Source organism: Palleronia rufa, assembly GCF_000743715.1.
GTDB classification, from domain to species: Bacteria; Pseudomonadota; Alphaproteobacteria; order Rhodobacterales; family Rhodobacteraceae; genus Palleronia; species Palleronia rufa.
The window spans coordinates 105,429-118,743 of record NZ_JQEY01000004.1 but is presented as its reverse complement, the minus strand read 5'-3'; the positions used below and the strand labels follow the sequence as shown (position 1 = coordinate 118,743).

General features: G+C 66.8%; 17 protein-coding genes. 10 read left to right on the top strand and 7 right to left on the bottom strand.

The annotated features are described in order from the left end of the window. Position 1: 1 nt before the first annotated feature. Together KW83_RS07970 and KW83_RS07965 are read right to left on the bottom strand one after the other, a co-directional pair. Positions 2–1,159 carry a hypothetical protein gene (locus KW83_RS07970; RefSeq protein ID WP_036177159.1) on the bottom strand — a complete coding sequence of 386 codons (1,158 nt, stop codon included), beginning with the start codon at positions 1,157–1,159 and terminating at the stop codon, positions 2–4. Between the two features lie 68 nt (positions 1,160–1,227). After that, positions 1,228–1,785 (bottom strand): gamma-glutamylcyclotransferase, encoded by a 558-nt coding sequence (locus KW83_RS07965; protein WP_235191382.1) that lies wholly within the window; start codon positions 1,783–1,785, stop codon positions 1,228–1,230. A 43-nt stretch (positions 1,786–1,828) separates the two neighbouring features. On the opposite strand from KW83_RS07965, the gene KW83_RS07960 reads away from it, so the two are divergent. Beyond that, complete coding sequence (locus KW83_RS07960) at positions 1,829–2,818, top strand: DUF2125 domain-containing protein (protein WP_036177155.1); 990 nt, start codon at positions 1,829–1,831, stop codon at positions 2,816–2,818. On the opposite strand, the gene KW83_RS07955 is transcribed toward KW83_RS07960, so the two are convergent. Beyond that, positions 2,815–3,576 carry an NAD kinase gene (locus tag KW83_RS07955; RefSeq protein ID WP_036177383.1) on the bottom strand — a complete coding sequence of 254 codons (762 nt, stop codon included), beginning with the start codon at positions 3,574–3,576 and terminating at the stop codon, positions 2,815–2,817. The two genes, KW83_RS07960 and KW83_RS07955, sit on opposite strands and share 4 nt — an antisense overlap. 141 nt (positions 3,577–3,717) lie before the next feature. Here KW83_RS07955 and glyA point away from each other — a divergent pair, with 141 nt between their 5' ends. The 6 genes from glyA to KW83_RS20915 all read left to right on the top strand — a co-directional run bounded on the left by glyA (position 3,718) and on the right by KW83_RS20915 (position 7,142). Next, on the top strand, positions 3,718–5,013 hold the full coding sequence (glyA, locus tag KW83_RS07950) for a serine hydroxymethyltransferase (protein ID WP_036177153.1): 1,296 nt from the start codon (positions 3,718–3,720) through the stop codon (positions 5,011–5,013). Then, positions 5,013–5,768: an alpha/beta fold hydrolase gene (locus tag KW83_RS07945; RefSeq protein ID WP_036177151.1), complete on the top strand. Its 756-nt coding sequence runs from the start codon at positions 5,013–5,015 to the stop codon at positions 5,766–5,768. Before glyA ends, KW83_RS07945 begins: the two co-directional genes overlap by 1 nt. A gap of 168 nt (positions 5,769–5,936) precedes the next feature. Continuing rightward, positions 5,937–6,194: a hypothetical protein gene (locus KW83_RS07940; RefSeq protein WP_036177149.1), complete on the top strand. Its 258-nt coding sequence runs from the start codon at positions 5,937–5,939 to the stop codon at positions 6,192–6,194. Positions 6,195–6,264: 70 nt separating this feature from the next. Next, positions 6,265–6,633, top strand: coding sequence for a hypothetical protein (locus KW83_RS07935; protein WP_036177147.1), 369 nt, complete (start codon positions 6,265–6,267; stop codon positions 6,631–6,633). Between the two features lie 72 nt (positions 6,634–6,705). Further along, the gene (locus tag KW83_RS19790) at positions 6,706–6,843 is read left to right on the top strand and encodes an entericidin A/B family lipoprotein (RefSeq protein WP_081904514.1); all 138 of its coding nucleotides are present in this window, start codon (positions 6,706–6,708) and stop codon (positions 6,841–6,843) included. Positions 6,844–6,965: 122 nt separating this feature from the next. Beyond that, complete coding sequence (locus KW83_RS20915; protein WP_161785467.1) at positions 6,966–7,142, top strand: hypothetical protein; 177 nt, start codon at positions 6,966–6,968, stop codon at positions 7,140–7,142. A 350-nt stretch (positions 7,143–7,492) separates the two neighbouring features. On the opposite strand, the gene KW83_RS19080 is transcribed toward KW83_RS20915, so the two are convergent. Both KW83_RS19080 and lepA read right to left on the bottom strand, forming a co-directional pair. Next, on the bottom strand, positions 7,493–8,251 hold the full coding sequence (locus tag KW83_RS19080) for a RipA family octameric membrane protein (RefSeq protein WP_161785466.1): 759 nt from the start codon (positions 8,249–8,251) through the stop codon (positions 7,493–7,495). Positions 8,252–8,400: 149 nt separating this feature from the next. Beyond that, a complete protein-coding gene (lepA, locus tag KW83_RS07925) occupies positions 8,401–10,203 on the bottom strand; it encodes a translation elongation factor 4 (protein ID WP_036177146.1) in 1,803 nt (600 codons plus the stop codon). A gap of 609 nt (positions 10,204–10,812) precedes the next feature. On the opposite strand from lepA, the gene KW83_RS19075 reads away from it, so the two are divergent. Continuing rightward, on the top strand, positions 10,813–11,676 hold the full coding sequence (locus KW83_RS19075) for an ATP-grasp domain-containing protein (protein WP_161785465.1): 864 nt from the start codon (positions 10,813–10,815) through the stop codon (positions 11,674–11,676). Between the two features lie 177 nt (positions 11,677–11,853). Here KW83_RS19075 and KW83_RS07915 read toward each other — a convergent pair whose 3' ends face one another. Next, entirely contained in the window at positions 11,854–12,042 is a 189-nt protein-coding gene (locus KW83_RS07915) for a hypothetical protein (RefSeq protein WP_036177144.1), read from the bottom strand. Between the two features lie 68 nt (positions 12,043–12,110). On the opposite strand from KW83_RS07915, the gene KW83_RS07910 reads away from it, so the two are divergent. Together KW83_RS07910 and KW83_RS07905 are read left to right on the top strand one after the other, a co-directional pair. Next, positions 12,111–12,383 (top strand): acylphosphatase, encoded by a 273-nt coding sequence (locus tag KW83_RS07910; protein ID WP_036177142.1) that lies wholly within the window; start codon positions 12,111–12,113, stop codon positions 12,381–12,383. A 144-nt stretch (positions 12,384–12,527) separates the two neighbouring features. Beyond that, positions 12,528–12,827 carry a hypothetical protein gene (locus KW83_RS07905; RefSeq protein WP_036177374.1) on the top strand — a complete coding sequence of 100 codons (300 nt, stop codon included), beginning with the start codon at positions 12,528–12,530 and terminating at the stop codon, positions 12,825–12,827. On the opposite strand, the gene KW83_RS19785 is transcribed toward KW83_RS07905, so the two are convergent. Further along, positions 12,715–13,263, bottom strand: a complete 549-nt coding sequence (locus KW83_RS19785) for a low molecular weight protein-tyrosine-phosphatase (protein WP_327203961.1) — start codon at positions 13,261–13,263, stop codon at positions 12,715–12,717. The genes KW83_RS07905 and KW83_RS19785 overlap by 113 nt on opposite strands. Between the last annotated feature and the right edge of the window lie 52 nt (positions 13,264–13,315).

The window sequence follows — 13,315 nt, the reverse complement described above, 5'->3', positions numbered from 1 at the left end:
CCTAGCCTTGCGACCGTGCGAAGCTGCGCGCGACCTTGCGCAGCTCCCGGCGCAGATCCTGGGTCGTCTCCTGCCGGCCGGCGGCGATCTCTTCCAGAAGCCGCAAGAGCTGTACGTCGATAGAGCGCAGGCGCATCCGGCTTTCGGCGTCCAACCCCTGAAATCCGGAGGCGTCGCCCAGCGCGTCGACCATCCGCTCCTGTCCCGCGGCCACGCGGTCGAGCGCGTCCAGAAGGCCGTCGCGCCCGGCGGCGCCGCCGTCCTGCGACAAACCGTCGGCGATTTCCGCCAGCCGCGCGTCCGTGGTGCTCCGCGCGGCCTCTCCCTGGCGGAACAGATGTTCGAGCCGGTCGATCTGGGTGGCCATATGTTCGAGGATCGCGACGCTGGCGATCTGCTCTCCGGCACCGTCGCCGTCCGCGCCCGCGAACCCCAGCCGCGTGATGCTGGAAAGCCATTCCTCAAGCTCTCGGTAGAACCGGTTCTGACCGTGGCTGGCGAACAGTTCCAAAAGCCCCACGACCAGCGACCCGGCCAGCCCCAGCAGCGACGATCCGAAGGCCACGCCCATGCCGCCAAGCTGCGCCTCCAGGCCATCCATCAGACGCCCGAAGATCGCCAGGCCGTCCTCTCCTTCGGCGGGGGCCAGGGCGCGGATCGTGTCCACGATGGCCGGCACGGTGGTCGCCAAACCGTAGAACGTCCCCAGAAGACCCAGAAATATCAGCAGGTTGACAAGATAGCGGGTGATGTCGCGCGCCTCGTCGATGCGGGTGGCGACGCTGTCCAGGATTGAGCGCGAAGACGAGGACGAGATCTGCACCTGCCGGCCGCGCGCGCGCATCAGCGCGGCGAGCGGCGCCAGCAGGCGCGGCGCGGCCGAGACGCTGTGGCCCGCGTCGTCCTCCAGAAAGCCTTCGATCCAGCCGACCGAGGAAATGAGCTGCCAGACCTGCCAGAAACACGCCGCGATGCCGATGAGAAACACCAGCCCGATGAAGCCGTTGAGATACGGGTTGGCCAGGAACACCGGCAGCACGCTGGGCAGCGCAACGAAGATGCCGATGCCGAACAGGATCAGCACCAGCACCATCGACACGATCTGGCGGATCGGCTGCGTGAAGATCGGACGCGGATCCCGGTCCGGGAATGGCTGCATCGGCCCCTTTGCCTTCTTGCTTTCGCGGCAGGTTAGTGACTTTGACCCATGGCGCAAGCAGCGGCCGGTCAGGCGCCCCTGCGCAATTGGGCCACCCTCTCGGCCAACCAGTCGAGATCGGGATCGCCGATACCCAGTTCGGTCAGGTGGCTGCTGGTGTTTGCCAGGTATTCGTGATTCGGACCGCGCCCGCCCACGGCATGGGCGATAATCCGCGCCTGTTCCTCCAGAGCCAGCGCACCCAGATACTGCTCATGGTCGGGGTCGATCACATAGGCCACGGCCTCCACGTCGCGCCCGTCCTCCAGCGTGACGGGCAGGCGCTGCTCCACATAGGCAGAGGACACCAGCTCCCGCTCGCGCAGCTGCGCCAGGGTCGCCTCCTCCGCCCCGGGCTGGACCCGCAGGGCGAGTCCGGTGCAGATCGCCCCGTCGCGCGCGTCCAGCGCCAGCACCAGACCCGGATCCTGGGGCGTGCCGCGGTGGTGGATCGAACGCATGCAGAAGCTGCGCACGTAACCGGCCAGCCGCGCGACGGCCATCTCCGCCACCGGGAATTCGGGGTTCCATACCAGCGATCCGTAGCCGAAGACCCACATGGCGCCGCTTGTCTCTGGTCTGTCCATGGCCCTGCCTATATCCCCCATCCCAAGTCTTCGAAAGGACCCGATGCGCATCCTGATCGTCCTCATCGTGATCGTCGCGGCCAGCTGGTCGGCCTATTGGTTCGTGGGCGCCCGCGCGCTCGACCGCGCGATCCGTGCCGGGATCGAGGACGCGCGCGACTCCGGTATCGAGGTCGAGACCGACAGGCTGAAGGTCACCGGCTTTCCCAACCGCTTCGACACGATCATCGACGCGCCGCGGCTGGGGTTCCCGCAATCGGGCATCGCCTGGTCGGCACCGTTCCTGCGGCTCTTCGCGCTGAGCTACCGGCCGAACCGGATCATCGCCGTCCTGCCGGACACGCAGCGGATCGAGGGGCCGTTCGGCACCCTGCGAATAGAGACCGACACCGCCCGCGCGGCGGCGACGTTCAAACCCGGCCCGTCGCTGACGCTGGACCATGCCAACCTTGTCGCGGAGGGGCTGGCGGTCGCCGGTGCCGGGCAGAAGGTAACAATGGCGCGGCTTCTGGCCGCCACGCGCCTGCCGGAGGGAGAGACGGACGGGACGGTTCAGAACATCGGCGTCACGCTGGACGGCATCGACCTGCCGGGCGTTCTGGCCGCCCGCCTGGGAGGTGCCGGTGCCGCGCGGATCGACAGCGCGACGCTGGACGCCACCCTGCGCCTGTCCGAGCCTCTGGACCGCCGCGCGCTGCAAGGCGCGCCGATCCGCGTCCGGGAGATCCGGGTCGAGACGCTGGAGATCGCGTGGGGCGAGGTGTCCCTGGCGGCCAGCGGAGACCTGGAGGTGGACGGCGCGGGCATCCCCACCGGAGAGATCGAGGCGGTGCTCACCAACTGGCCCCGCGCGCTGGAGATCGCCTCCGGCGCCGGACTGCTGCCGCCCGAACAGGTCGCAACGGCGCGGCAGGCTATGTCGATGCTGGCGGCGATGTCCGGCGGATCGGGCAAGCTGACGGTGCCGCTGACGTTCCGGGACGGGCGGATCTACCTTGGCCCGGTGCCGCTGGGCCCGGCGCCGCGCCTCTAGGTGAACTGCTCCTGGATCAGCCGCTCCTGCAGGCCGTGGCCGGGATCGAACAGGATCGCATGAGAGATGTCGGGGGCCGACCGGACCTCGACCGTGACCACGTCGCGCACCGAATGGCCGTCGGCATCCGACATCACCGGACGCTTGTCGGCCTCCAGCACGTCGAAGCGCACCGTCACCGTCTTGGGCAAGAGCGCGCCGCGCCAGCGGCGGGGCCGGAACGCCGCCATGGCCGTCAGCGCCAGCACGTCCGCGCCGATGGGCAGGATCGGGCCGTGGGCCGAGTAGTTGTAGGCCGTCGAACCCGCCGGGGTCGCCACCAGGGCGCCGTCGCAGACCAGTTCCGCCATCCGCATCCGGCCGTCCAAGCGGATCGACAGCTTGGCCGCCTGCGGGCCCTGCCGCAGGAGCGAGACCTCGTTGATCGCAAGATGGTTCTCCACCGATCCGTCGGCGCGCGTCGCGACCATCGACAGCGGGTTGATCGTCTCGGTCTCGGCCGCGGCGAGCCGTTCCTGAAGCCCGTCCTCTGCGTATTCGTTCATCAGGAACCCGATGGTGCCGCAATTCATGCCGTAAACCGGCGCGTTCAGGGCCTGGGTGTCGTGCAGCGTGCGCAGCATGTGCCCGTCGCCCCCCAGCGCCACGATCGTGTCGGCCTTTTCCACGGTGACGTTGCCGTAGCGGCGACTGAGCACGCCCAGCGCCTGCTGCGCCACGTCGCTGCGCCCGGCCACGAAGGCGATCCTGCGGTCCATCGGCGTCCCTCCCCCGCGCGCACGGTTGCCCGCCATGACGGGAATGACAAGCAGCGTGTCGCACGCGGGACTTTCCCGGCGCGCGACCATGCGATAAGCACCGCGCATCCGGTTCTCGCCCATGCGAAAAGGAGCTGCCCCATGAATGCGCCGCACCGCGACGAAGGTTTCTTCACCACCGGCCTTGCCACCGCCGATCCCGAGCTTTCCTCGGCGATCGACAGGGAACTTGGCCGCCAGCGCGACGAGATCGAGCTGATCGCGAGCGAGAACATCGTCAGCCGCGCGGTGCTGGAGGCCCAGGGCTCCGTGCTGACCAACAAATACGCCGAGGGCTATCCCGGCCGGCGCTATTACGGCGGCTGCCAGTACGTGGACATCGCCGAGACGCTGGCCATCGAGCGCGCCAGGCAGCTGTTCTCCTGCGGCTTCGCCAATGTGCAGCCGAACTCCGGCAGCCAGGCCAACCAGGGGGTGTTCACGGCGCTGCTGACCCCCGGCGACACGATCCTGGGCATGAGCCTGGACGCGGGCGGGCACCTGACCCACGGCGCCCGGCCCAACCAGTCCGGCAAGTGGTTCAACGCGGTGCAATACGGCGTCAAGCGCGACACGCTGCTGCCCGATTACGACCAGATCGAGGCGCTCGCCAAGGAGCATCGGCCCAAGATGATCATCGCCGGCGGATCGGCCATTCCGCGGATCCTGGATTTCGCCCGGATGCGCGAGATTGCCGATATAGTTGGGGCATGGCTGCTGGTGGACATGGCGCATTTCGCGGGGCTGGTGGCGGCCGGCGAATACCCCTCTCCCTTCCCCCATGCCCATGTGGCGACCACCACCACCCACAAGACCCTGCGCGGCCCCCGTGGCGGCATGATCCTGACCGATGACGAGGCGATCGCGAAAAAGGTCAATTCGGCCATCTTCCCCGGCATCCAGGGCGGACCGCTGATGCATGTGATCGCCGCCAAGGCGGTGGCGTTCAAGGAGGCGCTCGAGCCGGGCTTCAAGACCTACCAGCGGCAGGTGATCGCCAACGCCCGCGCCCTGGCCGACCAGCTGATGAAGGGTGGGCTCGACATCGTCACCGACGGCACCGACAGCCATCTGATGCTTGTGGACCTGCGTCCCAAGGGCGTGAAGGGGAACGCGACGGAGACCGCCCTGGGCCGCGCGCATATCACCTGCAACAAGAACGGCATCCCCTTCGACGACGAAAAGCCGACGATCACCAGCGGCATCCGGCTGGGCACGCCCGCCGGCACGACCCGCGGCTTCGCGGAGCCCGAGTTCCGCCGGATCGCGGACTGGATCGTGCGGGTCGTGGACGGGTTGGCGGCCAACGGCGGCGACGGCAACGACACGGTCGAGGCCGAGGTCCGGGCCGAGGTCGCGGAGCTCTGCGGACGGTATCCGATCTACCCCGGCCTCTGATGGTCGATCTGGCCCATGTGGACTACGACAGCGACGGCCCGGCGCCGCCGCTGCTGATCGCCCACGGGCTCTTCGGGTCGGCACGAAACTGGAATGTGATCGCCAGGCGGCTGTCCGACCGGGGTCCGGTGCGGGCGGTCGACATGCGCAACCATGGCGACTCCCCCCGCGAAAAGACCCATGATTACGATGCCTTGGCGGACGATCTTGCCGGGGCGATGGAGCCGGGGTGGGACGTTCTGGGCCACTCCATGGGCGGCAAGGCGGCAATGGTGCTGGCGTTGCGGCAGCCCGAACGGGTGCGGCGGCTGGTGGTCGCGGACATCGCGCCGGTGGCCTACGGGCACAGCCATGCGCATCTGGTGCGGGCGATGCAGGCGCTGGACCTTGCCGCGATCGACACCCGGCGCGATGCGGACGCGGCCCTGGCGGCGCAGGTGGACACCCCGGCCGTGCGGTCGTTTCTGCTGCAAAGCCTTGATATGAAAGACAAACGCTGGCTTCTGAACCTCGACGTTCTGGGCCGGGAGATGGGCGCGATCTCTGGCTGGCCGGACACGCGGGGCAGCTACGGGGCCCCGGCGCTGTTCCTGTCGGGCGGGGACAGCGACTACGTCACGCGGGACATGCACGATGCGATCCGCACGCTCTTTCCCAAGGCGCGCTTTGCCGCGATCCCCGGCGCGGATCATTGGCTGCACGCCGCCCGCCCGCGGGAGTTCGTGGCGGCGGTGCGCGCCTTTCTCGACGCCTGACGCGCCGAAACCCGCCCGCGGATTGTACGCCCCGCGCCCGAAATCGGCCCGTTTCGTACGCCCCGCGTCAAAAATCCGCCGATTTGCGCGCGGGCGCACGGTGCCGCAGGCCCTCGGCAACCTTTCGCGCCCAGGATGCCCCCATCGCCGACCGGACGGAGCCCCGCGATGCTGCCCAAGTTCCAGACCACCACCGTGAGCCTGTTCCGCGCCCGGGTGTCGCACCATCTCGACTGGGTGCGGCAGGAAAGCGGGCATCTCTACCTGACCAGCCACGGGCAGAGGATGGCCGCGGTGGTGCCGGTCCGCCAGGCCGATCTGATCGCCCAGGTCTGCGACTATACGGTGGCCGAACAGCGCCGCCGGAACGACCGTCTGCTGACCGCCTGGGAGGAGTTGCGCCGCGGACTCGACCTTCCCGACTGAGGCGCGGGATGGAACCGCCGGCGCGCCCGGGCGCTTGATACATGACCCAATCGCAGGAGCCTGCACCGCCATGTTCACCACCCGCACCGTCCTCGCCGCCGTCATTGCCGGCATCCTGGGGCTGATCGGCAACGCGATCGCCATCACCGCGCTGGCGGGGGCCGAGCTGATGCCGCTGATCCTGTCGGCCGGTCGCGCGTTCTGGTCCGTCGTCTTCGCCCTGGCGCTGATCCCGATCTTTGCGCGAATGAACCGCGCCACGGCCTGGATCACCGGCATCGTGGTGCTGGACCTGCTGGCGTCGCTGTCGGCCAAGCTGATCTGGGGCGCCGGCGCGCCCTGGGGCTTCGTATTCCTGGTGAACGGCGTCTATGCGCTGGTGGCGACGGCGGTCTACGCGCTGTCCGCCCGCCCCGCCACACCGGCACGCGCGCACTGACGCCGCGCCCGGAACGCGCGCCGCGCGGCGCGCGTTGGACCGGGACTGCCACCAACCCATCTGGAGACCGACATGACCGCACGCATCCTCATCTTTCTGGGCCTCTTCGGCCTCACCGCCTGCGAGACCATCGGCGGCGCCGGGCAGGACATCCAGTCCGCGGGCCGCGCCGTGGAAGGCACCGCGCAACAGGTCGAGAACGACCTCTGAGCCACGCCGTCGGCGGCATTCCGCCGACACCGACGAAAGTCTGAGGCGGGCGGTTCCGGGAACGGGGCCGCCTTCTTACCTTTGGTCAGCGGCACACCGCGCACATCCCCGAGGAGAGTGACATGAAGAACCCCTACATGAGCGCCTGGCTCAGCGCCGCCAACCAGATCGCCGCCCCCGCCCGCGGCCAGATGATGGCCGAGATGCAGAATGCCCAGACCCAGATGATGACCCAATGGGTCGAGATCTGGATGGGGATGTGGTTTCCCGGGGTGAGGTCCGGTTCGCGCAAGCGATGAACCGTCCAGCGGACGGTTCAAGGACCGAACGCGCGCAGCGCAGGGACGGTCGCCGCTGACGGCGGCGACGGATCGCAGGACGGTCGCGGCTGACAGCGGCGACGGAGCGATACGGGGACGGAGTGGACTGTCCCTGATGATTGAGCCGTGGATGGGAGAGTGCAAGCAATGAACCGACCGGTGGACGATCTGGGGACCGCGGCGCGGAGCGCACGTCCGAGTGCTGACGGAAGAGGCGGAAACTCCAAGCGATAGAGTGAAGCTCACTCGCACAAACAGTGTTAAAGACGTGAGTATCCAACACTCATATCCAAACGCGCGTTCAGAGACAACATTTCCTGTTAGTAGCGTTAGCCCCTCTTGCACGGATCGTTAAGCCACCTTCTCTGAACGAAATACCGGGTACGACCACAATGATCATCTGAAGTATGCTTACTTACCCTTTTCCCGAGATCGGACGACTTGAGAGAATTAGTTCCGATCATGTGCATGATAGTTAGCGTGATCATAAAGAGCGCAAAAAATCCTGCGACCAACATAATTTGCATTGAAAGGGCGGCAATCTCTTGGTCGAGCAACACACGGATACCGTCTGCAACTGTCAACATCGAAACGAAAACCCAGAAACACATAACGGCTTTGGTTGTAAGAGAATTAAGTTTTGACACGCTATAGGGGGCGTACCCGTCTTTTTTGTTCACTTTTGAAAACAGATAAGTTTTGTAAAGTGCGCCAGTAAACTCGTCCCCCAACAAGTCGATGTGCCTCTCCCAATTGTCCTGCCAGTCTTTTGAGCCGCGCTCTACAAGGGTCCAAACGAAGGCAAAAAAGCTCGCAAGTAAAGCGATACTGACGAGGATGACAAAGACTAGAATTCTGTTACTCGCCTCGGAATCTATGTACGCGCCAATCAGCAGCAGGAAAGATCCAAGGAATACAATTTGAAAGCCCCAGAAATAGATCGAACGCTTCCAATACATTTCAATTTCAAAATTTCTTGTGCTCCACGCTCGATCAAGCGCGGTTCGTCGCTTATTTTTATTATGTTTGCCCTCTATCCCTAGATATTTTAGATATGTTTCGCGAAGCTTCTCCTCCTCCGCAGACATAAACTTACTTTCTTCCAATGTGCTTTCTCTCCCAATATGTCGCTCTTCAACTCTTTATAGCCACCCCCGGCCCTCGGCATGGCCTCGGGCGTTCGGCGCTTTGATCGGTCCGCTGGACAGATCAATCCGGGCAAAGCCCGGACCGCGCCTCACCCATCCATTTTTAGCGCGTTGATGAACGCCTCCTGCGGGATCTCGACCTTGCCGAACTGGCGCATCTTCTTCTTGCCGGCTTTCTGTTTCTCCAGCAGCTTCTTCTTGCGCGTGGCGTCGCCGCCGTAGCATTTCGCCGTCACGTCCTTGCGCATGGCCGACAGGGTCTCTCGGGCGATGACGCGGCCGCCGATGGCGGCCTGGATCGGGATCTTGAACATGTGGCGGGGAATCAGCTCTTTCAGCTTCTCGCACATGGCGCGGCCGCGCATCTCGGCCCGGTCGCGGTGGACCATCATCGACAGGGCGTCCACGGGTTCGTCGTTGACCAGGATCGACATCTTCACCAGCGTGTCCTCTCGGTAGCCGATCATCTGGTAGTCGAAGCTGGCATAGCCCTTGGTGACCGATTTGAGCCGGTCGTAGAAGTCGAACACGACCTCGTTCAGCGGCAGGTCGTAGACCGCCATGGCGCGGGAGCCGGCATAGGTCAGGTCCATCTGGATGCCGCGGCGGTCCTGGCAGAGCTTGAGCACGTCGCCGAGGTAGTCGTCGGGGACCAGGATGGTGGCCTTGATGCGCGGCTCTTCCACCCGGTCGATGGTGCCGGGGTCGGGGAAATCGGCCGGGTTGTGCAGCTCGGTCATCGTGCCGTCGCGCTGGTGGATGTGGTAGATCACCGACGGCGCGGTGGTGATCAGGTCGATGTCGTACTCGCGCTCCAGCCGGTCGCGGATGACCTCAAGGTGGAGCAGGCCCAGGAACCCGCAGCGGAAGCCGAAGCCCAGCGCGGCGGAGGTCTCCATTTCGAAGGTGAAGGAGGCGTCGTTGAGCGCCAGCTTTTCCATTGCGTCGCGCATGTCGTTGAAGTCGTTGGCGTCGACCGGGAAGAGGCCGCAGAACACCACCGGGATCGACGGCTTGAAGCCGGGCAGCGGCGCGTCGCAGGGGCGTTTTTCGTGGGTGATCGTGTCGCCCACGCGGGTGTCGCGGACCTGCTTGATCGAGGCGTTGAGATAGCCGATCTCACCCGGCCCCAGCTCCGCGGCGGCGGTCATGGCGGGGCGGTACACGCCCACGTCGTCCACGTCGTAGGTGCCGCCGGTCTTCATCATGCGGATGCGGTCGCCCTTTTTCAGCACCCCGTCGATGATCCGCACGATGACGATGACCCCGAGGTAGGCGTCGTACTTGCTGTCCACCAGCATCGCCTTGAGGGGCGCGGCACGGTCGCCGGAATGGGGCGGCGGCAGGCGGGTGACGATGGCCTCCAGCACCTCCGGGATGCCGAGGCCGGTCTTGGCGGAGATATGGACGGCGTCGTGCGCCTCGATCCCGATGACGTCCTCGATCTGCTCGGCCACGCGGTCGGGCTCGGCGGCGGGAAGGTCCACCTTGTTGAGGACGGGCACGATCTCATGGTCGGCCTCGATGGCGGTGTAGACATTGGCGAGCGTCTGCGCCTCGACCCCCTGGGAGGCGTCCACGACCAGCAGCGAGCCCTCCACCGCGCGCATGGAGCGCGACACCTCATAGGCGAAGTCCACGTGGCCCGGCGTGTCGATGAGGTTGAGCACATAGGTGTGGCCGTCGCGGGCGGGATACTCGATGCGGACGGTGTTGGCCTTGATGGTGATGCCGCGCTCACGCTCGATGTCCATGGCGTCGAGGAGCTGCTCTTTCATGTCGCGCTCGGCCACGGTGCCGGTGAGCTGGATCAGCCGATCGGCCAGGGTGGATTTCCCGTGGTCGATATGGGCGACGATGGAGAAGTTGCGGATGTGTGCGAGCTCGGTCATGGCCGCAGGATATGCGGGCGTTCGGGGGTGTTGTCGAGGGGGTGGGGTGACGCGGTCGGGGCCGCACCGGGCCCGGGGGGCCTGAGCGTCGCGGGCGATGGCTGTCGGACGGAGCGCCCGGGAGGGACCGGAGCGCGTGGGACACCCGGGTTCGCCGGCGCCCCCGGTTCCGGTGCGCATCCACGTGTCCGTCAGTCGCCGGGGACCGGTGCCGCGCCGGGCCGCGTCCGGATACGGGACGACGGTACGCCCCCTGGAATTGCAGTCCGGCGCCGCAATTCAACCCAGATAACCAAACCGGCCAATGCAATAACGAAAACCCATTCGGCCGATCCACATTCGAGGGACAATGCGCCGGAATTCTCTGGACACGAACGGGTCGAAAGGTCATCAACCCCCCCGCCTACGTCTGTAGTCCACGACCTTGCCGAGTTGATTGCGTTGCCGCCGCCGCATGACCCTGACCGGATTTCAGGATCATGACCGCCTCGTTCTTCTCGGGAGGGAGTTTCCGTTATCCTGTCACTCAAATTGCTCAAGCGAATTGCACGCGTCCTGCCGGAGCCGGCCAGGTCCGACATGCGCAGATCCGTGGATGTCGGATGGGAGATGGCGCATCTTGTGGAACCCGCGCCGGTCGTGCTGCGGCTGGCGCTTCGCCCCAGCCGGCGCATCCTGGCCTGGCCCGACGTGCCGTCCCGCTATCAGGTGCTGTTCAAGCTCTGCGCGCTGAACGGATTTCGGATCGTCACCGATCCGAAAGAGCCGCACGATGTCGCCTTTCACTTCGAATATCGCGTTCAGCCCTGCCGGTTCCCCTCTGACAAGCCGACCGTCAATCGCGATTGCGGCGACGTGTCGAAGCGGCGGGTCGCGGAGGTGTTCGAGAAGGTCTTCGGCTATGCGCTTGCGGTCGCACCGCAGAGCCATGACGGCGCAATGGTCGAGAAGCCGAACGGCAACTATACCTTCGAGGGCCGGATCCTGCACGGGCCCCTGCGGCAAGAGGACATCGACCCGGACCGTGTCTACGAACGCTATATCGATACGGTCGTGGCGGGAGAGGCGGTGGACCTGCGGACGCCGGTCTACGGGCAGGAGATCCCCATCGTCTACGCGAAACGTCGGCCGCAGTCCGGCGGGCTGAAGGACCATACATCGGCGAAGATATGCGATCCCGAAGACGTATATTCACCGTCCGAGCGTGACGGCCTGCTCATGTTCGCGAGGGAACTGGGGCTGGACTACGGCGAACTGGACGTGCTGCGCGACAGGAAAGACGGACGGATCTACGTCGTGGATGTCAACAACACGCCCGCCGGGCCGCCGCAGCAGATGTCCAACGCCGAGATCGCCACCGCGCTGAGGATGATCTCTCCCAGTTTCGAAAGGCTGCTCGATTTCGTGGCGGAGCGAGACTCGGCGCGACCCGTTGCACACCCCGGCAAGGCGGCTCGGGTTCCGTCGGAGTAGCCTTGGGGCACGGCCCGGCCAATCGCGGGCGTGTTTGCGGTGCGCGCAGGGTCGATGCGGCGGCGGCGCCACGGCCGGTATCCGGTCCGCCCGCGGCATGGAGGGGAGAGGGCAGCACCGCGGCTTTCCCGGGCGTCGTCCGCAGGCGTCCCGGCCCGCCCGGCCGCGCCCCGCCGCCTAACGGAACACCGACCGCGTTCCGGTCTGGTCGTCGAGGCTCTTGACGAGGGCGCGGCCTTCGTCGGTGGGGGCGCCGGCGTCGTCCAGCCAGCCGCGGGCGCGGGCGGTGTCCTCGGGCGGGGTGTCGGGGGCGCCGACCTGGGTGGCGAAGGTCAGGATGCGGGCGGTGTCGCTCTGCTCGGTCATGGCTCTCTCTCATGGCGGATCGCCCCGATCATCTTAGGTGGAAGGGCGGCGTTGAACAGGAGGACGGGATGACACAGGCACGGCGGGTGACGGTCCGGGGGCGGGTGCAGGGCGTGGGCTTCCGCGCCTGGCTGCGCGACACGGGCCAGGAAACGGGCGTTTCGGGCTGGGTCCGCAACAGCCCCCACGGCACGGTGGAGGCGCATCTGGAGGGCGACGGCGCGGCGCTGGACGCGATGATCGACCGGCTGGGCACGGGGCCGTCCGCCGCGCGCGTGGACGGCGTCGACGCCGCGGCGGCGGAGCCGGAGGGATGCCGCGGCATGGAGATCCGCGGCTGACTGTGGGTTTCGGGAAACGCCCCGCGCCTGCCGGCATATCGTGAATTGGTGCCGCCGGGCGGGCCGTGCTAGCGTCCCGCCCACGGCAACGAACCGGACAGAACCGGGGACAATCCCGGCGCCGGCAGACATATGAGGCAGAACATGAGAAAAACCTGGGCCTTGGCCCTTTCGGGCGTGATCGTTGCGGGATGCGCCAGTGCCGGTCCGATCGAGCGCGCCTGCCAGCAATCGGACCGCGGCGCGGGAAAGCGGCAGCTTTGCGGCTGCATCCAGCAGGTCGCGGACATCACGCTGGACCGGCGCGACCAGAAGATGGCCGCGAAATTCTTCAGCGAACCGGCCCGCGCGCAGGAGATCCGCCAGTCCGACCGCGACAGCGACGAGGTCTTCTGGCGCAAGTACCGCGCCTTCGGCACCGCCGCGGAGAGCTACTGCAGCTGATCCAGAAGCCCGTCGGCGGCGCGCTCGACCAGATCCAGGGCGCCGTCGAATCCCCCGTGTAGTAGGGATCGGGGATCGCCGTCTCCGCCCCGCCCGCATAGGGCGCGAAGAGTTTCACCGGGGTGGCGTTGCCGGGGGGTCTGATCGCCTCCACGTCGCGCAGGTTGGCGTCGTCGGCCACCAGGATCAGGTCGAAGCGGTCGAAGTCCCCGGGCGAGATCTGGCGCGCGCGCTGGCCGCTCAGGTCGTATCCGCGGGCCCGCGCGGCGCGGACCATGGGCGGGTGCGGCGGGTCGCCCGCGTGCCAGTCGCCGGTGCCGGCCGACGCGATCTCGAGCCGGCGGCCGGCGCGGCCGGCCTTGTGGCGCAGCACCGCCTCTGCCGCGGGTGAGCGGCAGATATTGCCCAGACAGACGAAGAGGATGCGGCGCGCCATGGGTCGTGAGCTAGGGCACGGGTGCGGGCGCGTCCAGAATTGCGGGCCGCCG

Bases quoted from the DNA above. Each gene is read 5' to 3' on its own strand.
- KW83_RS07970 (WP_036177159.1), bottom strand. From the start codon at position 1,159: ATGCAGCCATTCCCGGACCGGGATCCGCGTCCGATCTTCACGCAGCCG.
- KW83_RS07965 (WP_235191382.1), bottom strand. From the start codon at position 1,785: ATGGACAGACCAGAGACAAGCGGCGCCATGTGGGTCTTCGGCTACGGA.
- KW83_RS07960 (WP_036177155.1), top strand. From the start codon at position 1,829: ATGCGCATCCTGATCGTCCTCATCGTGATCGTCGCGGCCAGCTGGTCG.
- KW83_RS07955 (WP_036177383.1), bottom strand. From the start codon at position 3,576: ATGGACCGCAGGATCGCCTTCGTGGCCGGGCGCAGCGACGTGGCGCAG.
- glyA (WP_036177153.1), top strand. From the start codon at position 3,718: ATGAATGCGCCGCACCGCGACGAAGGTTTCTTCACCACCGGCCTTGCC.
- KW83_RS07945 (WP_036177151.1), top strand. From the start codon at position 5,013: ATGGTCGATCTGGCCCATGTGGACTACGACAGCGACGGCCCGGCGCCG.
- KW83_RS07940 (WP_036177149.1), top strand. From the start codon at position 5,937: ATGCTGCCCAAGTTCCAGACCACCACCGTGAGCCTGTTCCGCGCCCGG.
- KW83_RS07935 (WP_036177147.1), top strand. From the start codon at position 6,265: ATGTTCACCACCCGCACCGTCCTCGCCGCCGTCATTGCCGGCATCCTG.
- KW83_RS19790 (WP_081904514.1), top strand. From the start codon at position 6,706: ATGACCGCACGCATCCTCATCTTTCTGGGCCTCTTCGGCCTCACCGCC.
- KW83_RS20915 (WP_161785467.1), top strand. From the start codon at position 6,966: ATGAAGAACCCCTACATGAGCGCCTGGCTCAGCGCCGCCAACCAGATC.
- KW83_RS19080 (WP_161785466.1), bottom strand. From the start codon at position 8,251: ATGTCTGCGGAGGAGGAGAAGCTTCGCGAAACATATCTAAAATATCTA.
- lepA (WP_036177146.1), bottom strand. From the start codon at position 10,203: ATGACCGAGCTCGCACACATCCGCAACTTCTCCATCGTCGCCCATATC.
- KW83_RS19075 (WP_161785465.1), top strand. From the start codon at position 10,813: ATGGCGCATCTTGTGGAACCCGCGCCGGTCGTGCTGCGGCTGGCGCTT.
- KW83_RS07915 (WP_036177144.1), bottom strand. From the start codon at position 12,042: ATGACCGAGCAGAGCGACACCGCCCGCATCCTGACCTTCGCCACCCAG.
- KW83_RS07910 (WP_036177142.1), top strand. From the start codon at position 12,111: ATGACACAGGCACGGCGGGTGACGGTCCGGGGGCGGGTGCAGGGCGTG.
- KW83_RS07905 (WP_036177374.1), top strand. From the start codon at position 12,528: ATGAGAAAAACCTGGGCCTTGGCCCTTTCGGGCGTGATCGTTGCGGGA.
- KW83_RS19785 (WP_327203961.1), bottom strand. From the start codon at position 13,263: ATGGCGCGCCGCATCCTCTTCGTCTGTCTGGGCAATATCTGCCGCTCA.